Origin of the sequence: Myxococcus llanfairpwllgwyngyllgogerychwyrndrobwllllantysiliogogogochensis (genome assembly GCF_006636215.1) — a bacterium.
Taxonomy (GTDB): Bacteria; Myxococcota; Myxococcia; order Myxococcales; family Myxococcaceae; genus Myxococcus; species Myxococcus llanfairpwllgwyngyllgogerychwyrndrobwllllantysiliogogogochensis.
In genome coordinates this window covers 1-20,313 of the sequence record NZ_VIFM01000051.1, presented here as the reverse complement: position 1 = coordinate 20,313, position 20,313 = coordinate 1, and the positions used below count along the sequence as shown (strand labels likewise).

At 67.8% G+C, this 20,313-nt stretch carries 19 protein-coding genes and 1 tRNA gene; 8 read left to right on the top strand and 12 right to left on the bottom strand.

Features of this window, described 5'->3' with window-relative positions; translation table 11 throughout:
• Positions 1-197: 197 nt before the first annotated feature.
• Complete coding sequence (locus FJV41_RS15295) at positions 198-1,283, top strand: cupin-like domain-containing protein (RefSeq protein ID WP_141643217.1); 1,086 nt, start codon at positions 198-200, stop codon at positions 1,281-1,283.
• A gap of 7 nt (positions 1,284-1,290) precedes the next feature.
• Here FJV41_RS15295 and FJV41_RS15290 read toward each other — a convergent pair whose 3' ends face one another.
• Positions 1,291-2,400 carry a phosphotransferase family protein gene (locus FJV41_RS15290; RefSeq protein WP_181790662.1) on the bottom strand — a complete coding sequence of 370 codons (1,110 nt, stop codon included), beginning with the start codon at positions 2,398-2,400 and terminating at the stop codon, positions 1,291-1,293.
• 73 nt (positions 2,401-2,473) lie between these two features.
• On the opposite strand from FJV41_RS15290, the gene FJV41_RS15285 reads away from it, so the two are divergent.
• Both FJV41_RS15285 and panD read left to right on the top strand, forming a co-directional pair.
• On the top strand, positions 2,474-3,475 hold the full coding sequence (locus FJV41_RS15285) for an LLM class flavin-dependent oxidoreductase (protein WP_141643215.1): 1,002 nt from the start codon (positions 2,474-2,476) through the stop codon (positions 3,473-3,475).
• Positions 3,476-3,490: 15 nt separating this feature from the next.
• Positions 3,491-3,883, top strand: coding sequence for an aspartate 1-decarboxylase (gene panD, locus FJV41_RS15280; protein ID WP_141643214.1), 393 nt, complete (start codon positions 3,491-3,493; stop codon positions 3,881-3,883).
• Positions 3,884-3,890: 7 nt separating this feature from the next.
• On the opposite strand, the gene FJV41_RS15275 is transcribed toward panD, so the two are convergent.
• Positions 3,891-4,235 carry a rhodanese-like domain-containing protein gene (locus FJV41_RS15275; RefSeq protein ID WP_141643213.1) on the bottom strand — a complete coding sequence of 115 codons (345 nt, stop codon included), beginning with the start codon at positions 4,233-4,235 and terminating at the stop codon, positions 3,891-3,893.
• A gap of 212 nt (positions 4,236-4,447) precedes the next feature.
• Between FJV41_RS15275 and FJV41_RS15270 the strand changes: the two genes are divergently transcribed.
• Together FJV41_RS15270 and FJV41_RS15265 are read left to right on the top strand one after the other, a co-directional pair.
• Entirely contained in the window at positions 4,448-5,158 is a 711-nt protein-coding gene (locus FJV41_RS15270; protein ID WP_141643212.1) for an MBL fold metallo-hydrolase, read from the top strand.
• Between the two features lie 130 nt (positions 5,159-5,288).
• Entirely contained in the window at positions 5,289-6,191 is a 903-nt protein-coding gene (locus FJV41_RS15265) for an alpha/beta hydrolase (RefSeq protein ID WP_181790660.1), read from the top strand.
• A 217-nt stretch (positions 6,192-6,408) separates the two neighbouring features.
• Here FJV41_RS15265 and FJV41_RS15260 read toward each other — a convergent pair whose 3' ends face one another.
• Together FJV41_RS15260 and FJV41_RS15255 are read right to left on the bottom strand one after the other, a co-directional pair.
• Positions 6,409-7,767: a 3-oxoacyl-ACP reductase gene (locus FJV41_RS15260; RefSeq protein ID WP_141643210.1), complete on the bottom strand. Its 1,359-nt coding sequence runs from the start codon at positions 7,765-7,767 to the stop codon at positions 6,409-6,411.
• 14 nt (positions 7,768-7,781) lie between these two features.
• Positions 7,782-9,068 (bottom strand): acetyl-CoA C-acetyltransferase, encoded by a 1,287-nt coding sequence (locus FJV41_RS15255; RefSeq protein ID WP_141643209.1) that lies wholly within the window; start codon positions 9,066-9,068, stop codon positions 7,782-7,784.
• Between the two features lie 987 nt (positions 9,069-10,055).
• Between FJV41_RS15255 and FJV41_RS15250 the strand changes: the two genes are divergently transcribed.
• Positions 10,056-10,697 (top strand): hypothetical protein, encoded by a 642-nt coding sequence (locus FJV41_RS15250; RefSeq protein WP_141643208.1) that lies wholly within the window; start codon positions 10,056-10,058, stop codon positions 10,695-10,697.
• A gap of 53 nt (positions 10,698-10,750) precedes the next feature.
• On the opposite strand, the gene FJV41_RS15245 is transcribed toward FJV41_RS15250, so the two are convergent.
• Positions 10,751-10,825: transfer RNA gene (locus FJV41_RS15245), tRNA-Thr, on the bottom strand.
• Between the two features lie 311 nt (positions 10,826-11,136).
• Between FJV41_RS15245 and FJV41_RS15240 the strand changes: the two genes are divergently transcribed.
• Positions 11,137-12,687, top strand: a complete 1,551-nt coding sequence (locus FJV41_RS15240) for a Glu/Leu/Phe/Val family dehydrogenase (RefSeq protein ID WP_141643207.1) — start codon at positions 11,137-11,139, stop codon at positions 12,685-12,687.
• Between the two features lie 165 nt (positions 12,688-12,852).
• Here the strand turns inward: FJV41_RS15240 and FJV41_RS15235 are convergent, their stop codons facing one another.
• Complete coding sequence (locus tag FJV41_RS15235) at positions 12,853-13,212, bottom strand: PilZ domain-containing protein (protein ID WP_141643206.1); 360 nt, start codon at positions 13,210-13,212, stop codon at positions 12,853-12,855.
• Between the two features lie 169 nt (positions 13,213-13,381).
• On the opposite strand from FJV41_RS15235, the gene FJV41_RS15230 reads away from it, so the two are divergent.
• The gene (locus tag FJV41_RS15230) at positions 13,382-14,020 is read left to right on the top strand and encodes a DUF6066 family protein (RefSeq protein ID WP_141643205.1); all 639 of its coding nucleotides are present in this window, start codon (positions 13,382-13,384) and stop codon (positions 14,018-14,020) included.
• A 24-nt stretch (positions 14,021-14,044) separates the two neighbouring features.
• On the opposite strand, the gene FJV41_RS15225 is transcribed toward FJV41_RS15230, so the two are convergent.
• The 6 genes from FJV41_RS15225 to FJV41_RS15200 all read right to left on the bottom strand — a co-directional run bounded on the left by FJV41_RS15225 (position 14,045) and on the right by FJV41_RS15200 (position 20,190).
• Complete coding sequence (locus FJV41_RS15225) at positions 14,045-15,505, bottom strand: trypsin-like peptidase domain-containing protein (RefSeq protein ID WP_174462475.1); 1,461 nt, start codon at positions 15,503-15,505, stop codon at positions 14,045-14,047.
• A gap of 61 nt (positions 15,506-15,566) precedes the next feature.
• A complete protein-coding gene (locus FJV41_RS15220; RefSeq protein WP_141643203.1) occupies positions 15,567-16,205 on the bottom strand; it encodes a nucleotide exchange factor GrpE in 639 nt (212 codons plus the stop codon).
• A gap of 97 nt (positions 16,206-16,302) precedes the next feature.
• Entirely contained in the window at positions 16,303-16,545 is a 243-nt protein-coding gene (locus FJV41_RS15215) for an RNA polymerase sigma factor region1.1 domain-containing protein (RefSeq protein ID WP_141643202.1), read from the bottom strand.
• A 108-nt stretch (positions 16,546-16,653) separates the two neighbouring features.
• Positions 16,654-18,669 (bottom strand): ATP-dependent zinc metalloprotease FtsH, encoded by a 2,016-nt coding sequence (gene ftsH, locus FJV41_RS15210; RefSeq protein WP_141643201.1) that lies wholly within the window; start codon positions 18,667-18,669, stop codon positions 16,654-16,656.
• Positions 18,670-18,845: 176 nt separating this feature from the next.
• Positions 18,846-19,781 carry a hypothetical protein gene (locus FJV41_RS15205; protein WP_181790658.1) on the bottom strand — a complete coding sequence of 312 codons (936 nt, stop codon included), beginning with the start codon at positions 19,779-19,781 and terminating at the stop codon, positions 18,846-18,848.
• 1 nt (position 19,782) lies between these two features.
• Entirely contained in the window at positions 19,783-20,190 is a 408-nt protein-coding gene (locus FJV41_RS15200) for a (deoxy)nucleoside triphosphate pyrophosphohydrolase (protein ID WP_141643200.1), read from the bottom strand.
• Positions 20,191-20,313: the final 123 nt, after the last annotated feature.

Genomic DNA, 20,313 nt, shown 5'->3' with positions numbered 1-20,313 from the left:
GTTCCCACCCCGACGCCACGCCAACGGCTTCCAACATCTGGCGGCCGTGCACATATCACAACCCCCTCACTGCCAGTAGATGACTGCTCTTGTTTTTCTAAAATTCCAAGGTATACGCGAAGACGTCTCTATTTCCCCGGAACCCGCGCCACCGTCGTCAGCGTTATCGTTATGGAGTGCAGCGCAGGGAGCGCACCATGATGACCGCAGAGCCACGTCCCGCCGAGCAACTGAGCAGAGACCTCGCCCGGGAGCTGTCCTGGGGACTGACCGGTTACCCGGGCAACGGGGAGGTGTGTCAGATCATCATCGGGGATGAGGCGTCGGGGCATCGACTGCAACTGCATCTGGGACCGCATGGCATCGAGGTGCGGGAGGACTCACCTCGGCCCGCGGATGCCACTGTCTGGGTTCCGGATGAGATTGCCAACCTGTTGATCAAGGAAGCCCGGTCCATCGACCTGAGAGATCGCCGCATCCACGGTGGTATTCGTTATGAGGGAAACCCCTTGCTTGTCACGCGGATGGGACAGGCATTGCTGCGTCCTTCCCCCGAGGTGAAGGCTGTCTATGAAGCCGCCGAGCAACGCGCGGGCCGTCACCCGGCCGTGACCTCCATCGAGCGTGTGCATCGTCCCTCGGTGGCAGTGATACGGGCCGCCGTGGACGCCAGCCGCCCGCTGGTCGCCACGGGACTGCTGGACCACTGTCTTCCTGGCAGCTGGGAGGCCCTGGCCCAGCAGGTCAGCGGCATCCATATCGAGCCCCAGTCCCTGGGCCGGGCCCTGCCCCTCTCAGAGTTCATGGGCCACGTGCTCGCACGCCAGGCAGGCGGCCCCACGTACAGCGAGGGGTGCATGCTGCCGCCCGCGTTCCTCGGCGCCTTCCGTCTGGCCTTCGCCCAGAACGGCGCGCTGCCGCTCGGCGCCCCTCAGCTCTGGGCGGGGGCCTCCGACAGCAGTCAGGCCGTCACCGGCCTCCACAGGGACCCCGTCAATGGGCTGCTCATCCAATTGCTCGGGCGCAAGCGGGTGCTCATGTACTCACCTCTGGAGCGCGACAATCTCTATCCAGTGACAGCTTACAATTCCTTCCAGAACTGCTGGGTGGAGCCGCTGAAGCCCCGGCTGGAAGTCCATACGAAGTTCAAGCGGGCCCGGCGGCTGGAGGTGGAGCTGGCTCCGGGAGAAGTCCTGCTCAATCCCGTGGGGTGGTTCCACTGCGTCGTGATTGATGGGCCGACCTTCTCCGTGTCGGTGCCCATCAAGGGAAGGACGAACTGACGCGAGGTCAGCCTCGCCGGCCCTGGAGCGAGGGGGCAGGCAGGAAGTGGTCTGGGTAACCCGCGCGGTCCACCCATTGTTCACGCAACCGGGTCGCCAGCGCCCGAGCGGTCCGTGTCAGGGGCCCCTCCACACCGAGGCTCCGAGAGGTGGTGAGGAAATTCTGAAGATAGAACAGATAGGCGGGCCGAAGGCGCCACCCGGGGACCCAGTGGGCATCCGCGCCCGCCAGCGCTTCCGCCAGGCGAAACGTCAGCCACCAGTAGAAGCGATGGGTCTTCAGCGTCGCCAACTCCTGGCGGAAGCGGGCCTCGTCGCGGGCTTCGGGCAGGACTGCCCCCAGGGCGGTCCGGTAGGCCCGGGTCATCGCGCGGGCCAGGGTGCGGGGAAAAGGCACCACGAACTCCCAGAACATCACGTCGTAGAGCGCGCTGCGGGCGCCGGTGTACTCGAAGTCCAGCAGACGTGGGCCCGCCGGGGTGAGCAGGACATTCGAGGGAGCGAGGTCGCCGTGTGTCACCGTCAGGAAGGCCCCCGGAGAGCCCATGCGCTCCACCAGTTCCTGCCAGGCCCCATCGAACCCCGGCGAGGGCTTCACCCCGGCGCGCTCCAGCAGGCCCAGCACCCGTCCCTGCAGGGACACACAGTCCTTCGCCTGCTGAAGGTATTCGCCCCGGAGCGAGCGCGGGAGCGCATCGAGTCGCGTCACCTGCTGGCCATGGAAATGCCCCAGACGCTCCGCGATGCTCACGAGCGGCTTGCGCGCTCCCGACTCGCTCTCCCTTTCGAGCAGACGCGCCAACGTCTCCCCCTTCAGGTCCTCCATGATGACCAGACGTCTGTCTTTCGAGCGCCCGAGCAGGCGGGGCGCGAGGGACGGCGCGCGGGCGGACAGGAAGCGCAACGCCTCCCATTCCCGGCGCCCCGTCCGCGTCACTTCCGTGGACGCCTTGACGATGACACTCCGGCCTCCGCGCAGATGACAGCGAAGCACCCGGGCCCGCAGTCCTTGCTGCAACGTCTCCAGACGTCTGGGTCGCTCTCCCATCAAGTCATGAACCTGGTCCGCCACGAATCCCAGACGGACGACCTTGCGTTGCGTGTCCGCCTTCTTCATCCGTCCCCTCGTTGACCGTGTCATTCGCAGTCGGACACAGTGCCACAACGCCATCCATCGGATAGGAATTTCGATGCCGATCAAAGTCTTCACGACCTGCCCTCGCAGCGCGGAGCTCGGAGCCTTCCATGGACAGGCGAAGCGCACCTTCGAGCTCACGGAGCATGCGGGCTTCACCGGCACGCTCATCTATACGGGCAACGACGTGACGGTGGAGCCCTGGTTCCTCGCGCAGGAGCTGGTCCGCGCGCATCCGAAGCTGAGCCCCCTGGTGGCGGTCAATCCCATCTACATGCACCCCTTCACCGTGGCGCGGTTCATCTCGGCCATCGCGACGCTCTACCATCGACGGTGTTATCTCAACCTGGTCGCGGGGACGTCACTCAGGGACCTCGAGGCGCTCGATGAGGAATTGAGCCACGACGAGCGATATCAGCGGGTCCGCGAGTTCGCGGAGGTCGTCGTCGGGCTCTGCTCCGGGACGACGCCGTATTCCTTTGGCGGTGACTTCTACGGGGTCGCCAACCTGCTGCTCCGTCCACCCTTGCCTCCCCATCTGCGTCCCGGCCTCTTCGTGGCGGGGCAGTCCACCGGGGCCAGCGAGACGGCCAGCCGACTGCGGGCGTGTGGGCTGGGAATGCTCCAACCCAATCTGGCTGTGTTGCCCACCGGCTTTCGGGGCGTTCATCTCGGCCTGATTTGCCGTGACACGGACGAGGACGCCTGGCGCGCGGCCCGGGAGCTCTATCCAGCCGATGCACGGGGAGAGCGCATGCAGCGCTTCTCCGCGCAGAACACGGATGCCGTCTGGAAGGGGCGGATGCTGCGCCTGGCGGACGACAAGGTGAAGGGCGTCGAGGGCTACTGGCTCGAGCCCTTCAGTCGCTTCCAGGCGGACTGCCCCCTGCTCGTCGGAGGCAGGGAGCGAATCCTCGGCATGCTGCGACACCTGCTCGAGCAGGGCATCGACCACCTGGTCCTGGAGTTACCGGCCCAGGAAGAAGACTACATGCACACGGCGAGGGCGCTGGCGTCCCTCTCCGGCGTGAGCGGCTTTCAACACACCACTCCATGAGTTCGCGGGGCTCCCATGCGACGCATCCTGTTCAAGTCCAAGATTCATCGCGCCACCGTCACTCAGGCCGACCTCGACTATGAGGGCTCGGTCACCATCGACGCGGCGTTGCTGGAGGCCGCGGACATCGTCCCCTACGAGAAGGTCGCCGTGTGGAACGTGACGCGCGGCACACGGCTGGAGACCTATACGTTGAGTGGAGCGCGCGGCAGCGGTGTCATCTGCATCAACGGCGCGGCCGCGCACCTGAATCAGCCAGGAGACCTGGTCATCCTGGCCACCTTCGCGGAAGTGGAGGAGGCCGAGGTGGCGAGGTGGACGCCCACCGTGGTGTTCGTGGACGCGAAGAACCGCGTCATCCGCGACCGCACGAAGGAGGTTCCGGGGCCGCTGCGCCGGAGCCTGTGAAGCCCGGTCACTCCCACGTCGACATGGGGCCGAGGTTGAGGACCTGCTGGAAGCCCTGCTCCTTCAGCAGCTTCTCGGCGCGAGCGCTGCGTCCACCGCTGCGGCAGTAGATGACCAGGGGATTCTCGGGCGGGCCGAGCTCCTGGAGTCGCTGGGACAGGTCGTCCACAGGGATGTTCACCGCACCGGGCAGATGACCGGCGGCGAACTCCTCCGGGGTGCGGACATCCACCAGGGTGGCGCCCGCGTCGACCCAGCGGTGGGCCTCGTCCCGGACCGGCCGCTGCTGGCTGGCACAAGCACCGAGGAGAAGGCTCGCGAGCACGGTCGCGATGACGAGAGTGGGCTTCATGGTGAGGCTCCGGGGGCAGGCAGGTGCGCCAGCGCACCTTCGATGGAAGACAGGGTGAGCTTGCATGCGGGGACACCGGCGGCAAGCCCCCCGTGAGCAGGGAGCGGGGCCCCTTGTCCCTCGAGTGTCCTGTCCTGCCCCCGCGAGTCGCACTCTGAGGCTGAGGGGATTGAGTCCGTTCCCCTCGAGCCACAGGGACACGAGGCTTCGACATGATCTTCCGCCAGCTCTTCGATTCCGAGTCCTCGACCTACACCTATCTCCTCGGAGATGAGTCGACGGGTCAGGCGGTCCTCATCGACGCGGTGATGGAGCAGGTCGACCGGGATCTCCAGTTGGTGCGAGAGCTGGACCTCACGCTGACGCACGTCTTCGACACCCACGTGCATGCCGACCACGTCACGGCTTCTGGCGTCTTGAGGACGCGAACGCGGTGCACGGTGGTGGGTGGCGTGGGAGGCGCCGCCTGCGCGGACGTCCAGGTCCGCCACGGGGACCACCTGCGGATAGGCGCGCTCGACTTCCAGGTGCTCGCGACACCGGGCCACACGGACGACAGTGTCAGCTACTTCCTGGGGGACCGTGTCTTCACCGGGGATGCCCTGCTGGTGCGCGGCAACGGGCGCACCGACTTCCAGAACGGGGACGCAAGCCAGCTCTACGACAGCGTCACGCGGGTCCTCTTCGGGCTCCCGGACACGACGCTCGTCTACCCCGCCCACGACTACAAGGGCCGCACGGTGACGAGCATCGCCGAGGAGAAGCGGCACAACCCCCGCGTGGCGGGGAAAAGCAGGGAGGAGTTCATCCGCATCATGGAGCACCTCGACCTGCCCAAGCCGAAGAAGCTCGACGTGGCCGTTCCCGCCAACCGGGCGTGCGGACTCACGGCGTCCTCGCCGTCTTCGTCACCTCATCACTGAGGGCCAGAGATGTGCTGGGCCTCCCGTCAGTTGCGCGGAGTCCGTCGATCTTGACGTAGACTCTCCGCATCCGAGGATGGAACGTGACGACGCGAAGCTCGGCGATTCCATCCTGGGATTCAGGAGTCGCATGAGCAGTCTCAGGATGAGCGCCGCGAAGTTCTGGTTGGGCCTCCGAAAGAAGTACCGCTCGGACCCCGAGGCCTTCCGGCGGACCGCGAAGACGCGCACGTATCCCACCATTCCTGCGCTACCGCGCGCACTGCACGCACTCACGAAAGTGGAGGAACGAAAGGTCGCCGGACGCGCGGTGTTCAATTTGACGCCACGCCAGCGTGCCAGCGGATGGCACCTCATCTACGCGCACGGCGGCGCGTATGTGAACGAGTTCATCCTCCCGCACTGGCGCATCATCGAGTCACTCATCCGTCACACCGGTGCGAGCGTCACCGTCCCCATCTATCCGCTGGCGCCCGAATTCACGCATCGCGACGCCTATCCCTTTCTCACCGAGGTGTATCGGCAGGTCCTCGCCACGACCCCCGCGACACAGGTGGCACTGTGCGGGGACTCCGCGGGCGGTGGACTGGCACTCGGGCAGACGTTTCATTTCCGAGACCTCGGCCTGCCACTCCCGGGACGACTCATCCTGTTCTCGCCCTGGTTGGATCTCGCCATGACGAACCCGGGCATCCCCGCCATCGAGCCACGCGACGTCATGCTGAGCACCGCGCGCCTGCTGGAGGCGGGGCAGTGGTGGGCGGGGGGCGATGACCTCTCGATTCCCACCCTCAGCCCGATTCACGGCGACCTGCGCGGATTGCCGCCCATCGACGTGTTCCAGGGCACCGATGACTTGTTCATCCTGGACGCCCGCGAGCTCCGCGGGAAAGTGGAGGCCGTGGGCGGAAGCATCCGGCTGTACGAGTACCCCGGCGCATTCCATGTGTTCGTGGGCGCGACCTTCACGCCGGAAGCGCGCGATGCGTTCCGGAAGGTGGCCCACGGACTGGGCTCGTCACATCGGGAATGAACAGAGCAAACCCCGGGGCAAGACCGCGCGACGGGTGGCGCCCCTTCCGTGTCCGTCTTGCATTCAGAGCAAGGCAACACGAGCGAGACATACCGATGGCGAAGTGACTTGCGTCGTCGGGCGCTCATCAGACCAGGGAGGCATCTGGAGCGACGTGTCGCCCCAGGTGTTCGCCCTCCATGACCGGCGCGCCCGGCGAGAAGCGCGCCCGAGTCACTCAGGCGCCGACGAGGCCCTGCCCACAGACACGCAAGGTGTTGCCCGTCACCCCGTATGCCCCGGGACTGGCGAAGAAGGCGATGAGTTCCGCCACGTCGCGCGGCTGGCCGCCCTGTGACAGGGAGTTGAGCCGGCGGCCCACCTCGCGCGTCATGAGAGGCATCTTCGCCACCATGGCCGTCTCGATGAAGCCCGGAGCCACCGCGTTGGCGCAGATGCCACGTGGCGCGAGCGTCGGCGCGAGCGCCGCCACGTAGCCGATGAGAGCCGCCTTCGTCGCCGCGTAGTTCGTCTGCCCGAAGTTGCCCGACACGCCACTGATGGAGGAGAGGTACACAAGGCGCCCTTCATCCCGCAGCGCACCGGAGGCGAGCAGCGCTTCGTCGGCGGCGATGATGGCGGCGAGGTTGACGGACAGCACCTGGTCCCACGCCTCGGGCGTCATCTTGGCGATCGTGCGGTCACGGGTGATTCCCGCGTTGTGCACGACCACGTCCACGCCGCCGTGGCGCCCTTGCAGCTCCGCCACGAGGCGTGCGGGCGCATCGGGGGCCGTGATGTCGAGCGCCAGGGCCTCTCCGCCCACACGGGCGGCTGTGGCATCCAGGGCATCCTGGAGCGCGGGCACATCCAGGAGCACCACACGAGCCCCCTCCTGCGCGAGGCGCTCGGCCGTGGCCGCGCCGATGCCTCGCGCGGCCCCGGTGACCAACGCCACCTTCCCTTTCAGCGCGGCCATCATGGGCGCCGAAACCACGGGGCGCACGGAGGACGTCACTCGGGCCGCCTGTCCGGAGACATAGGTGGCCTGCACGCCGCAGAAGAAGCGCACGGGCCCAGCGAGCCGGTCTTCGGCACCCCGCGCGACGTAAGCGAGGTTGGCCGTGGCACCGCGCCGTCCCACTTCCTTGCCCAGGCTGCGCACAAATCCCTCGGCACCACGCGCCACGGCGGCCGCCGCGGGCCCCGGGGCCTCCTCGGGAAGCCCCACGAGCACCAGCACACGCGAGTTGCGCGCCAGTCGTGGCACCGTCGCGTGGAAGAAGTCGTAGAGGGAGCGCAAGTCAGCCGGGGTGGAGAGCCCCGTGGCGTCGAAGAGCGCCACATCCACACCTCGGCCCTCCTGCTCCGGCAACACGTCCAGAACGCGCGCGCCCCCGCCCGAGAGCGCGCTCCGGGCAGCCTCCGTCGCGAAGCCACCGGGCGCCGCACCCAGCAACACCACACGGTCCACGAAGGGCTGCGCTACCCAGCCTTCCTTGGCCCGTGCCAGCGGAGGCGGGGTCGGCAGCCCCAGCGCCCTCACGAGCCCTCCCGTCACGGGGTTGTTCGCCAGCGTCATCAGCTTGTCGGCCATGAGGTCGTCGCTCCCTAGGTTTCGAGGATGGCGGTGACGGCCTGACCGCCCGCCGCGCAGATGGAGATGAGGCCCTTCTTGCCGGAGCCCGCCTCGGACAATGCCTTGGCCAGCGTACCCACGATGCGACCGCCCGTGGCGGCGAAGGGATGTCCGGCCGCGATGGAACTGCCCTTCACGTTGAGCCGGTCACGCTCGATGGCCCCCAAGGCCCCCGGAAGCCCGAGTCGCTCGCGACAGAAGGCGTCCGACTCCCAGGCAGCCAGCGTGCAGAGCACCACGGAGGCGAAGGCCTCGTGAATCTCGTAGAAGTCGAAGTCCCCCAGCGCGAGCCCGCGCTTCTGGAGCATGCGGGGGACGGCGTAAGCGCCGCCCATCAAAAGCCCCTCGCGCTCGTCGACGAAGTCCACCGCGGCCACCTCGCCCGCCGACAGATACGCGAGCACGGGCAGTCCGCGCGCACGCGCCCACTCCTCACTGGCGAGCAACACTGCCGAGGCGCCATCGGTCAACGGGGAGGAGTTGGCCGCGGTGATGGTGCCCTTCTCGCGGTCGAAGGCGCCCGGCAGCTTCGCCATCTTCTCCAGGGTGGTGTCCGGCCGCAGATTGTTGTCGCGCGCGAGGCCCTGGTACTGCATCACCAGGTCGGAGAAGAAGCCCGCGTCGTAGGCCCGCGCGAGGTGCTGGTGGCTCGCCAGCGCGAGGGCGTCCTGGGCCTCGCGGGTGATGCCGTACCGGTCGGCCGTGCGCTGGGCATGCTGGCCCATGGACAGGCCCGTGCGAGGCTCGGCGTTGACGGGAATCTCCGGCACGAACGCGCGCGGGTCGAGCAACTTCAGGGCCGCCGCGAGCTTCGCTCCCTGCGTCTTCGCGCCATTGATGGCCATCAGCGCGCGCTGCATCCGGCGACTCACGGCCACCGGCGCGTCCGACGTGGTGTCGGTGCCGCAGGCGATGCCCGCGTCGATCTGCCCGAGGGCGATCTTGTTCGCCACGAGGATGCAGGCCTCCAGGCCGGTGCCGCACGCCTGCTGTACGTCATAGGCGGGCGTGGCGGCGTCCAGCCCGCTGGACAGCGTGCACTCCCGCACCAGGTTCCAGTCGCGCGAGTGCTTCATCACCGCGCCGCCGACCACCTCCCCCAGCCGGACGCCGCCCAGGCCCGTGCGCTCGACGAGACCGCGCAGGACGTCCGTCAGCATGTCCTTGTTGGAGAGGCGTGCGTACGCGGTGTTGCTGCGGGCGAAGGGAGTACGGAGGGCCGCGACGATGGCGACCCGGCGGGGAGGACCGTGGTTCATGGGACGTTCCTATCAGCCGACGCTCGGCGAGGACACACCCGCGCGCAGCCGAGCCACGAGCGAAACCTCGAAATCCAAGAGGGCCGACCGCCTCGCGGCAACCGACCCAGAATGCCTGGCGCGTCCACCAGCATGGTGGCGCACAGCCCAGGCCCCGTCAGCGATCTCCATCAGTGCCTGCATCAGCCCCGAGACAGCCTCTCTCCGTCTCATGCATTTGGAACCGTCTATCGCAGAACACTTTCCACATTCCAGACATCGCGGCGCCGTTCAATGGCGTGCCATATGAGTCCGTGCAATCTCGCACAGAGCATCCGAGGTAATGCATGACAGCGAAGGCCCTCATTGGCGGAGCACTCATGATGGTTGGGACGCTTTGCCTGGGATGTGGTGTCGGCCCTGAAGAGGAAAGCCTCCATCAGACCGAACAGGCGATAGCGGCCTGCGCGGCTGGCTACACACCCAGCGTCCTTTGGTACTGTGAGCCTGGATGTACCTGGACGGTCAACATTGGGTATTTGATCTGCACGAGAAACTCCCCACCGTATGACAGCTATGAGGCTGGAGAGACCGCACGACAGTGCGGCGCGTGCTTCTGAGTGAATCGCTACCACGTGAAACAGCAGTACGGGCCGGTCAGTTCCGCCGCGCTCCGAGGGGCCCCTCTCCTCGGAGTTCATCATCAACCGTCAGAACGACTCGGGCGCTCCGGCCACGCGCTCGAACGTCTTCACCACAAACACACACAAGTCCTCCCTGCCATCTGATTGTGATAAAAATCGGGACAGACACCCTGGAACCGCGCCCTGTTAGCAGCGCCTTGACACTTTCAACGCCTGTCACATCGGCATCTGTCTTGATTTCCCTCTCCAAGACGTTGGCACCTGGGCACTGGCGCCAACTCCTTCGGAGTGGTGGAGGCACACCGGCGCGCTGCTCTCCTGCCCACTGGACTCCTGAACGAGGGAGCGCCAGTAAAATCGCCCCATGACCTCCTACAATGCCGTCAAGCTCTTCAATGAGATCGAGCGCGTCGCGAAGTCGGAGCTCTCCGTCACGGAAGGACTCCTGCGCATCATCCAGTTCTGCGGGACAACGCGCCCTCATCCGGACTGGTCTGCCCTACGCACCCTGGATGTGGAGAGCGATCTCCGGCGGCTCCAGCAGTGGCTCGAAACCATCATGCGGACCACACCACCGCCAGCGCCCATCACCGGCCTCTGGTTCGGCCTCTTCAACCCGACGGTGCGGGGGCGCGTGACAGCGGACGTCCATCTCATCGGGGCCCCGTATGACGCGACCGACCCCGACTGGCTGTTCCGGGAGCGGTGGGGCAAGGGCACGCCCGACTCGGGCTCCACCGTCCTCGATTCCATCTACCAAGTCGCCTACGGGCACGAAGACGGGCTCGGCAACGACGCCGAATATCCCCTGGCACTGGCGTACGCCGCGCTCGCTGTCCGGCATCTCGCACGGCTCATGGGTCCGACGCTCCTCGGGAACGCCACCCAGCGAGTCCTCAACGTCGGCTTCGACTCCGGCGACTTCCTGTGCATCGGCGCCATCCAGAAGGACGGCCTCATCTTCTCTGAAAATAGCGAGGTGATGGCACCCTGGAAGGGAGGATGACCCCGAAAGCAAAAGGGCCGGCTGCCTCGCGGCAACCGACCCTTTTCACTGCATGGAGCCGACACCCAGGCTTGAACTGGGGACCTACTGATTACGAATCAGTTGCTCTACCACTGAGCTATGTCGGCGGAAGGCGGCGCGCTGAGTACCATCGCGTTCGAAGTGGGGCAAGGAGAAATGATGTGCCCCTTCTTTTTGATTCTGAACACCCTGCTTCGAACACCAACGAACGGCGCTGGCACCGCGACAACGATGACACAGTGCATCCGCCGTCGGTGACACAGCGCGTTGCCATAAGTACCCGTCATCGCTCCGTTTTTCGGGACGGGAGGTGGGCGCCACGGCGGTTGACCCCCTGTGTCGCATATGCGCATAAGGGCCCCGCTATCCCCGCGTCCCCGGCCCCATGTGGCTGGGACCACAAGGAGCCACTTTCATCATGGCCAGCGAAGAGAACTTCATGCGCGCTCCCGCGCCCACGCCGAAGCGCACCGTCTACACCGAGGCGATGGAGATCTTCCATCGGGCGGCGGACCTCATCAAGCTGGACAAGCGCGTCCGCCTGGAGCTGGAAGAGCCCGACTACGAGCACATCTTCTACGTCACGGCGAAGCTGAAGGACCGCCTCGTCCCCCTCATCCCCGAGCGGGCCAAGACGTTCGCCGACCTGCCCGAGACGCAGGTGCGCAACAAGGAAGGCCTGGAGCTGCTCGCCAACGGCAGCATCATCCTCAACGGCCGCGCCCTCCTGGGCTCCGACGTCGCCATCCGCCAGGGCCACCTGCGCCTGCCGGACGGCAAGGTCTACCAGCTGGTTCCCGGTGAGTCCCAGCGCTTCAAGGCCTACCGCGTCCAGCACAACCAGGCCCGTGGCCCCTACAAGGGCGGCCTGCGCTACCACCGCGAGGTGTCCCTGGACCTCTTCAAGGCCCTGGCCGCGGAGATGACCTGGAAGACGGCCATCGCGGAAGTGCCCTTCGGCGGCGGCAAGGGCGGCATCCAGATTGACCCGCGCGAGTACGGCCGCGAGGAGCTGGAGGCCATCACCCTGCGCTTCATGTACCGGCTCAAGAGCCTCATCGGGCCGAACATCGACATCCCCGCCCCGGACGTGGGCACCAACCCGGAGATCATGGCCCTGCTGTACCGCCAGTTCTCCGACGGTGAGCGCGAGCGCCACAACCTGCGCGGCATCGTCACCGGCAAGGACGTCCGCATCGGCGGCTCCGAGGGCCGCGGCAAGGCCACCGGCCAGGGCGTCGCGTTCTGCATCGAGGACTACTACGCCGACCGTGGCGAGAGCGTGAAGGGCAAGACGTTCGTCCTCCAGGGCTTCGGCAACGTGGGCAGCCACGCCGCCATCATCCTGGGCGGCATGGGCGCGCGCCTCCTGGCCGTCAATGACTCCGACGGCACCATCTACAACGGGGACGGCATCGACGTGCAGGCGCTCACCGCCTACGTCCAGGACCCGAAGAACCTCAAGCGCAGCGTGCTGGGCTTCCCCGGCGCCCAGAAGATTGAAAAGAAGGACCTCTGGGAAGTGCAGGCGGACATCCTCCTGCCCGCCGCGCTGGGTGGTGAAATCACCGCCGAAATCGCCGAGCGCCTCAAGGTCAAGCTCATCGCCGAGGGCGCCAACGGCCCCACCACCCCGGAAGCCGACCGCGTCCTCCAGAAGCGCGGCATCGAGCTCATCCCGGACATCATCGCCAACGCCGGCGGCGTGACGGTGAGCTACTACGAGTGGATCCAGAACAAGCGCATGGAGCGCTGGAGCGAGGCCGAGGTCGACCAGCGCCTGGAGCGCGCGATGAAGCGCAACTACCGCATCATCCGCGACATCTCCCGCAACCAGCCGCGCAAGACGGACATGCACGACAGCCGCGGCTACTGCGCCGGCGAGGCCGTCGACACCCGCTGCGCCGCGATGATCCTCGCGCTCAAGCGCATCGAGGCCCACTACCTCCTCGAGGGTTTCTCGCAGTAATCCGGGCGCGCTTTCCGCCCCCCTGAAACACCAAGGGCACGGCTCCTCTCCTCGAGGACCGTGCCCTTGTCATGCGTGGTGGGTGCCTCGGAGGTCGCCCCGTCGTGGCCCCCTGTCACGGGAGCGTCGGGCCACCCGGGCCCTTCCGGGCCCCCACGCGTCACCTCAGTGCATCACCCGCTCGCGGTCCACCAGGAGCAGGGGCGCGTCGTCGTGCGTCTCGTACGCCACGATTCGCAGGCCCACGCCGCGGCTGCTGCCCTCGCGCCCGTCCTTGCGGCCAAACGCCAGCGCCACCTGGTAGCGGACCTCGCACAGGCACGTCATCTCCGTGCCGTCCTCGCCGGCGAAGGTGACCTTGAGCTTTTCTCCAAGCCCCACCTGGTCCCGGACTTCCACGAACATGCCGCGAGCGCTGATGTTGCGACCGACGCCCCTCATCATCCCGTCCTGGGTGGTGAGGTAGACGGTGAAGACCTTGTCGAAGCGCAGGTGAGTACGACGCTCTTGCGGACGCTCGAACACTGGGGGTGCCTCCCGGCAACAGGTGGTGACAGGCACACCCTACATGGTAGCCATATGTAGGCAATTTATTTACCTACATCCACCCCTGCCCACCTACGAGAAGGCATCCCCGGGATTTCGCGGGACATGGCACCATTCCCCTCCCCCCAAAGCCCTGGAGTTCTCCGTCTTGAGCCGCCTTCTGGTCGCCGTCGCCGCCCTCCTCCTGCCCACCCTGGCCCTGGCCGACGTGGACGCGCGCTTCGCCAAGCTGCGCGACGAGTCCGAGCCCCTGGGCGGCCTGGGGGCCTTCCTGGAGAAGTACATTGGCGCGTGTGAAGGGGCGCTGGTGGACCCGCAGTGCAAGTCCCAGGCGGAGGCGTTCCGCAAGAAGTACCAGGGCAAGCAGCTGTACATGATTGTGGTGGAGGACGACGCCAGCATGCTGTCGCCGGGCCCGTACTCCCCGGTGACGGGCGAGTACACCATCAACATCACCCCGTTCTTCCCGGGTGGCCGCTACGCCATGACTCACGGCGCCCCGAAGAAGTCGGACGGCAACGGCAACCCCGTGCTGCCCTACCTCACCGTCACCGGCACGCTGCCGGACGGGTGGAACGGACAGATTTTCTCCCGCATGTTCTCCATGCGCGGGGTGCGCGCCCAGGTCGTCTTCACGCCGCAGGGCGTGTGGTCGCTGCCGAAGAAGGGCGGCGGGAAGAACTACGGCGTGACGGCCCGCATCGAGGGGCTCATCGTCACCGAGGGCCGCACCGGCACGCAGCTCGGCCTGTGGCTCAACGGCAAGGACGCCAACGCGAGCCGCTAGGCCCGCGTCACGGACTGACTCCCTCTAGCGGGCGATGGCCACGTACTGGAGGGAGTCGCCCCGCTTCACCCGGAGCAGGATGCTCGCCCCGGAGCTGCCCCTGGACAGCGCCGCGCGCACCCCGGCCGCGTCCTTCACCCGCTTGCGGTTGACCTCCGTCACCACGTCGCCCACGCGAAGTCCCGCCTCGTCCGCGGGGCTGCGCGGCGTCACCGCCGACACGAGCGCCCCCGCCCAGGCCTCCTGCCCCAGCGGCGCGGCCACGTCCGGCGTCAAATCCCGCAGCGCCAGCCCCAGGTCCTCGTCGCTGGACGTGCGTTGGACCAGTCCCTCCGTGGCCTCCTGGGCGGGACGCTCCACCAGCCGCACGGTCACCTCCTCTTGCTTCGCCCCCGGGCGCAACAGCGTCAGCCGCGCCTCCGAACCCGGCGCCAGCAGCGCCACCTTGCGAAGCAGTTGGAGATAGGAGCCGATGGTCCGCCCGTTCACCGCGACCAACCTGTCGCCGGAGCGGATGCCCGCGGCGTGAGCGGGACTGCCTCGGAAGACGTCCTTCACCAGGGGCGCGCGCCGCTCGCCGCTCTCCCGGTCATCGTTGACGACCACGCCCAGCCAGCCGCGCTCCAGCTTCCCGTTCTCCCGCAGGTTGGGCAGCAAATCCTTCACCAGGTTGATGGGCACCGCGAAGCCAATGCCCTGCCCCTGGCTGATGATGGCCGTGTTCACCCCCACCACCTCGCCCTTCATGTTGAAGAGCGGCCCGCCGGAGTTGCCCGGGTTGATGAGCGCGTCCGTCTGGATGAAGTCGTCGAACTGGCCCACGCCCAGCACGCGCTCCTTGGCTGAAATCATGCCGTGCGCCACCGAGTGGTCCAGGCCGAAGGGGTTGCCGATGGCCACCACCCAGTCCCCCACCTCCAGCCGGTCCGAGTCGCCCAGGAACAGCGCCGGCAAATCCCCCATGTCGGAGCCGCTCAGCCGCAGCAGGGCCACGTCCGTGGAGGCATCCCGGCCGACGACCTCCGCGGAGAACTCGCGGCCGTCCGACAGGCGCACGGCGATCTTGTTCGCCCCGGACACCACGTGGCTGTTGGTGACGACCAGCCCATCCGCCGTCAGCACGAAGCCCGAGCCCGTGGAGCGCTTCATCCCCGCGAGCCCGCTCTCCCGGGGACTCACCGTGGTGATGTTGACGACGCCCGCCTCCACCGCGCGAATCAGCGGCGCCAGCGACGTGGGTGGCACGAAGTTGGGAAGGCCCGGCTCACCGGCCGGGCGCTCGCGCCACAGCCCCATGGCGCCCGCACGGCCCTCGCCATTGCCTTGATAGGTGAACCAGGCGGCGTGCTCACGCACACGCGCCTGGAGCCAGGGCCCCACCGGACCCTCCTCTTCGGCACCCGCCGTCAGAGGAGTCACCGCCAGGACGAGCAGAACGGACAGCAGTCGAGAAGACACGGAGTGGCAGCTTATACGGCGACGCATGGCGAGCGGCGGGAACAACCCACGCCGCCGCCGTCTTCCGCGTTTTTCGAGCAACCGCCCGTCACGCCTGGGCGGGGGCCACGTACTTGGCCACCTTCACCCGGGCGGGGCGGATGACCCTGTCCTTCAGCCGGTAGGCCGCTCGGAACTCCGCCACCACCTTCTGGTCCTCGTCCGGGGAGGTGGTGATTTCCATGTCCGTGGCTTCCGCCACGTTGGGGTCATACGGCTGCCCCACGACAGTGACGCGCTCGATGCCCATCCCCTGGGCCTTGGCCAGGAGCGAGTCGCGGATCATCCGCACCCCCTGGGCCAACGCGGAGGAGTCCTGCGCGCTCATGGAGAGGGCGCGGTCCAGCTCGTCGATGGCCTCCAGCAGCGACACGGCCACGTTGCCGCGCTCCACGTCCATCATCCGCTCGCGCTCGCGGGTGAGCCGCTGCTTGAACTCCTCGCGGTCCTTGTTCACCGCCTGGTAGGCGCGCGCCAGTTCGTCCACTCGACGGCGGGAGGCTTCCAGGTCCGCGCGCAGGCGCTCCTTCTCCGCGTCGGCGGCCTCGGACACGACGTCATCGGCGGGGGCCCGAGCCTCGGCTTCCTCGGAGCGGGCAGCGGCCTCCCCGGCGTCTGGGCCCGGCGGACCTCCGCCGTTGGCGTGCTGGGCTTCCTGGGATGCGTCGGTGTGGGAATTGCCGGACATGTCGAACCTGAAGTCGAGGTGTGAAGGCGCTCGTGCGCGGGTAGGCTTTCCTGGCCGCAACCTAACCGCGCGCGAGGGCGTGTCAACGCGAGGGGAGCTAGTGCTCCTGGGGCGCGGGCGTCTCGGCCATGAACCCATGGTCGATCTGCCCCGTCACCTCGTCGATGATCTCCACCTGAGCGGCCCGCAGCGAGTAGTAGAGGAGCCAGCGCTCCGCCGCCGTCAACGTCCCGGCTGGCAGTGCCTCCTCGATTTCCTGAACCGTGAGCCGCCCTTCCTTGAGCCCCTTCGCGAAGAGAGCCTTCCGGGCCACATAGCTCTTGCCGATCCTGTTCTCCACGGCGTCGCCTCCTTTAGGTCTCAAGATAATTTCGCCCCCCGGACACCGCAGGAATGTGCGGTGGCGGGGGGCGTGGGCCAGGCCGGAGGGCAGGCGCCCGGACGTCCGTTACGAGTCCAGGGGCTTCTCCGCGTGCTGCGTAGGCGGAGCCTCCTCGTTGGTGTTCACCGGGTGCGCGGAGATGACCTGGCGGGCCTCGGGGTGCAAGAGCCCTCGCTGGGCCAGCACCTTGGGGCCGAGGATGCCCGTCATCGTGTCCTCCTCCACCACCTCCACGGCGAGCAGCCGCGCGGCCAGGGCCTCCACCTTGTCCCGGTGATGGGTGAGCACCTCGCGGGCCCGGTCCAGGGCCTCGCTCACCAGCTTGCGGACCTCCTCGTCGATCATCCGCGCCGTCTGCTCGGAGTACGTGCGCGATTCGGGGATGCCCGCGGAGCGCAGGAAGTTGGGGCCATGGTCGGCGCTCAGGGCCACGGGGCCCAGCGTGCTCATGCCGTAGTCCCGCACCATCAGCCGGGCGACCTCCGTGGCCTGACGGATGTCATTGGAGGCGCCCGTGGAAATCTCTCCGATGAAGATCTCCTCCGAGGCGCGCCCGCCCATCATCCCCGCCATCTTGTCGCGCAGCTCGTCCAGCGACATCAGGTAACGGTCTTCCAAAGGCAGCGACATCGTGTAGCCGAGCGCCGCGAGCCCCCGTGGAATGATGGAGACCTTCGTCACCCGCTCGGCGTGCGGCAGCATCCAACCCACCACCGCGTGGCCCGCCTCGTGGTGCGCGACAATCTCCTTCTCGCGCTCGTTCATCCGGCGGTTCTTCTTCTCCAGGCCCGCGACGACGCGCTCAATCGCCTCCTCGAAGTCCGCCCGCATCACCGCGTCGCGGTTGCGTCGGGCCGCGAGCAGCGCCGCCTCGTTCACCACGTTGGCCAGGTCCGCGCCGGCGAAACCCGGCGTGCGCGAGGCGATGGTCCTCAGGTCCACGTCCGGGCCCAGCTTCACGCCGCGGGCGTGAATCTCCAGCACCATCTCCCGGCCGCGCTTGTCCGGACGGTCCACCAGCACCTGCCGGTCGAACCGGCCCGGCCGCATCAGCGCGCTGTCCAGGATCTCCGGGCGGTTGGTCGCCGCCAGGATGATGAGGCCCGCGCGGCTGTCGAACCCGTCCATCTCCGCGAGCAACTGGTTGAGCGTCTGCTCGCGTTCGTCATGACCGCCCGCGACGCCCGAGTTGCGGCTCTTGCCGATGGCATCCAGCTCGTCGATGAAGATGATGCAGGGCGCCTTGGCCGTGGCCTGGGCGAACAAGTCACGCACGCGGGCCGCGCCCACGCCCACGAACATCTCCACGAACTCCGAGCCGGAGAGGCTGAAGAACGGCACGCCCGCTTCACCCGCCACCGCTCGCGCCAGCAGCGTCTTGCCCGTGCCCGGAGGCCCCACCAGCAACACGCCCTTGGGGATGCGCCCACCCAGGCGGCGGAACTTCTCCGGCGTCTTGAGGAACTCGACAATCTCCTTCAGCTCCTCCACCGCCTCGTCCACGCCGGCCACGTCCTTGAAGCCCACGCCGGTGTCCGCCTCGGCCTGCACCTTGGCGCGTGTCTTCCCGAAGCTCATGACGCTCTGCGGGCCCTGACCGATGCCTCCGGCCACCCGCCGCATCATGAAGCTCCAGAAGAGGAAGAACAGGCCCAGGGGCAGGAGCCAGATCCACAGCGCTTCGCCCAGCCCCGACTGAGGCACGGCCTCGAACTGGACCCCCTTCTGCTCCAACAGCGGGACGAGCGACTCGTCACCCTGGACCCGGTACGCCATCCACGGCAGCGCGCTGGGCTCGCCTCGCAGCGGGCGCTCACCCTGCGCGGGCGGCGGCGGCTGCGCGGTGTCCTTGAGGAAACCCTTCACCCACTCGTTGGAAATCTGGACCCGGCTGAAGTTGCCGGACTCCACCGCGTCGCGAAACTGGCTGTAGCTCACCCGCCGGACGCCCGCGTCCTGGAAGACGTTCCGGAAGAGTAGGAAGCCCAGGACGAGCAGCAGGATGTAGCCCAGCGGTGAGCCGAACTTGAACCCCTTGCCCGGCGACCCTGGCTTCTCGGACTTCTTTCCCCGCGGGCCCATACCCGGCGGGAGCTCCTGTGGCTTCATCGTCGGCACGCTCGCCCTCCCCCTCCCCGCGCATTCGGGCCCCGTGCCCGGATGGCGTCACACTCAGCCGGGCAAAGATGTTCACCGCCGGCTGACCGTCAACCCGCTGGCTCGGCTTCACGCCACGTACCGACTCAGGAGTCGCGAGATCAGCGACACCCCACCCGCCACAAGGGTTGACCTGTGAACTCCGTGCCCAGGAAATACCCCTGACCGTCCGGCAGATAGGCCACCGCCTCCGCCTGGGCCTGGCTCCCGGCCGGCACCTCGACGAGAGCGCCCTTCAACAGCGACTCGACATCCGTCGCCCCCGACTGTCGCAGCTCCCACACCCGCGAGTAGGTGCGCACCAACAGGCGCTGGCCGGAGGGATGCAACGACGCGGCCGTCGAGAGCCGATCCACGCCCCCGGGGACCTCCAGCGTGCCCAGCTTCGTCGCCTGGATGACGGTGCCGGGTGACAGGCCGTCCAACGCGAAGACGTCGCCCAGAGAGCGGCGCGTCTTGGTCAGGACGACCAGGCGCCCCGAGCGCGCGTCCATCACCAGCGCCTCCGCGTCATGCGAGCCGTCCGGATAGGTGAAGGGCAGCACCTCCACCGGCACGGTGGCGTCGCCGAGCGTCTCCGGCTCTGGAACCCGGAACAGTCGCACCTGCTCCCGCAGCTCGAAGTTGTCGCCGATGTCCGCCAGGAACACGCACGTGCGGGGCTCCCCCGGCGCGCACGGCCCCACCGCCACGTCCTCCACATCCCGAGGCTCGGCGCCGGTGAGCCTCAGCCGGGCCCGCACCCGGCCCGCCTCGTCGATGGCGAACACCTCGAAGTCGTTGCCGGAGTCGTTGTGGGCCCAGAACATGCCGGGGTGGCGGACGCTGGCGGCCAGTCCGGACAGCTCTGGCAACTCGTCCGGAACCACGCCCGCCTGCTGGGGGACGCCGTAGGCCACGCAACCGGGAACACCGACGGCGGGAGCCTGGGTGCCGGCGTCCTCCTGGACCGCGACCTCGGAAGGAACGGGCTTGGGACGCGAGCAGGCGACCCACCCCACGCTCAACAGCAGGGCCCAGGTCCAGCGGGGCGCCACGTCAGGTGTCCAGGTCCAGCAGCTTCGCCAGTGTCTTCGCGTCCGCGTCGGGGAAGCGGTAGTGCGACATCTCCTCCAACGTCACCCAGCGGTGGTCATGCACGCGCAGGTGGCGGATGTGGTGCTCCGACTCCGCCAGCTGGCAGCGGAACACCCGGAAGTCGATGTCATAGGTGGGATACTCGTGGCGGGTGTGCATGACCTGGTCGAGCACCTCCACGGCCACGCCCATCTCCTCCTGGATTTCCCGCGCGAGGGCCGAGGAGTCGCTTTCGCCCTCCTCCACGCGGCCGCCGGGGAACTCCCACAGCAGGGGCAGCGATGCGGTGGGGGGACGCTGGGTGATGAGGTAGCGTCCCTCCTCGTTCTCGAGCATCGCGCCGACGACTCGGACGTGGCGACGGGCCATTCGCTTCTCCTGTCTCCTGGGCAGGCCAACGGGGAGGGGCGGCCTAACACAGGCCCGCGCCCGTCGCCAATGCCACTGGCCCCCCTCCGCCAGCGTGCGCATGGCCCAGGCAGGCGCCCACCC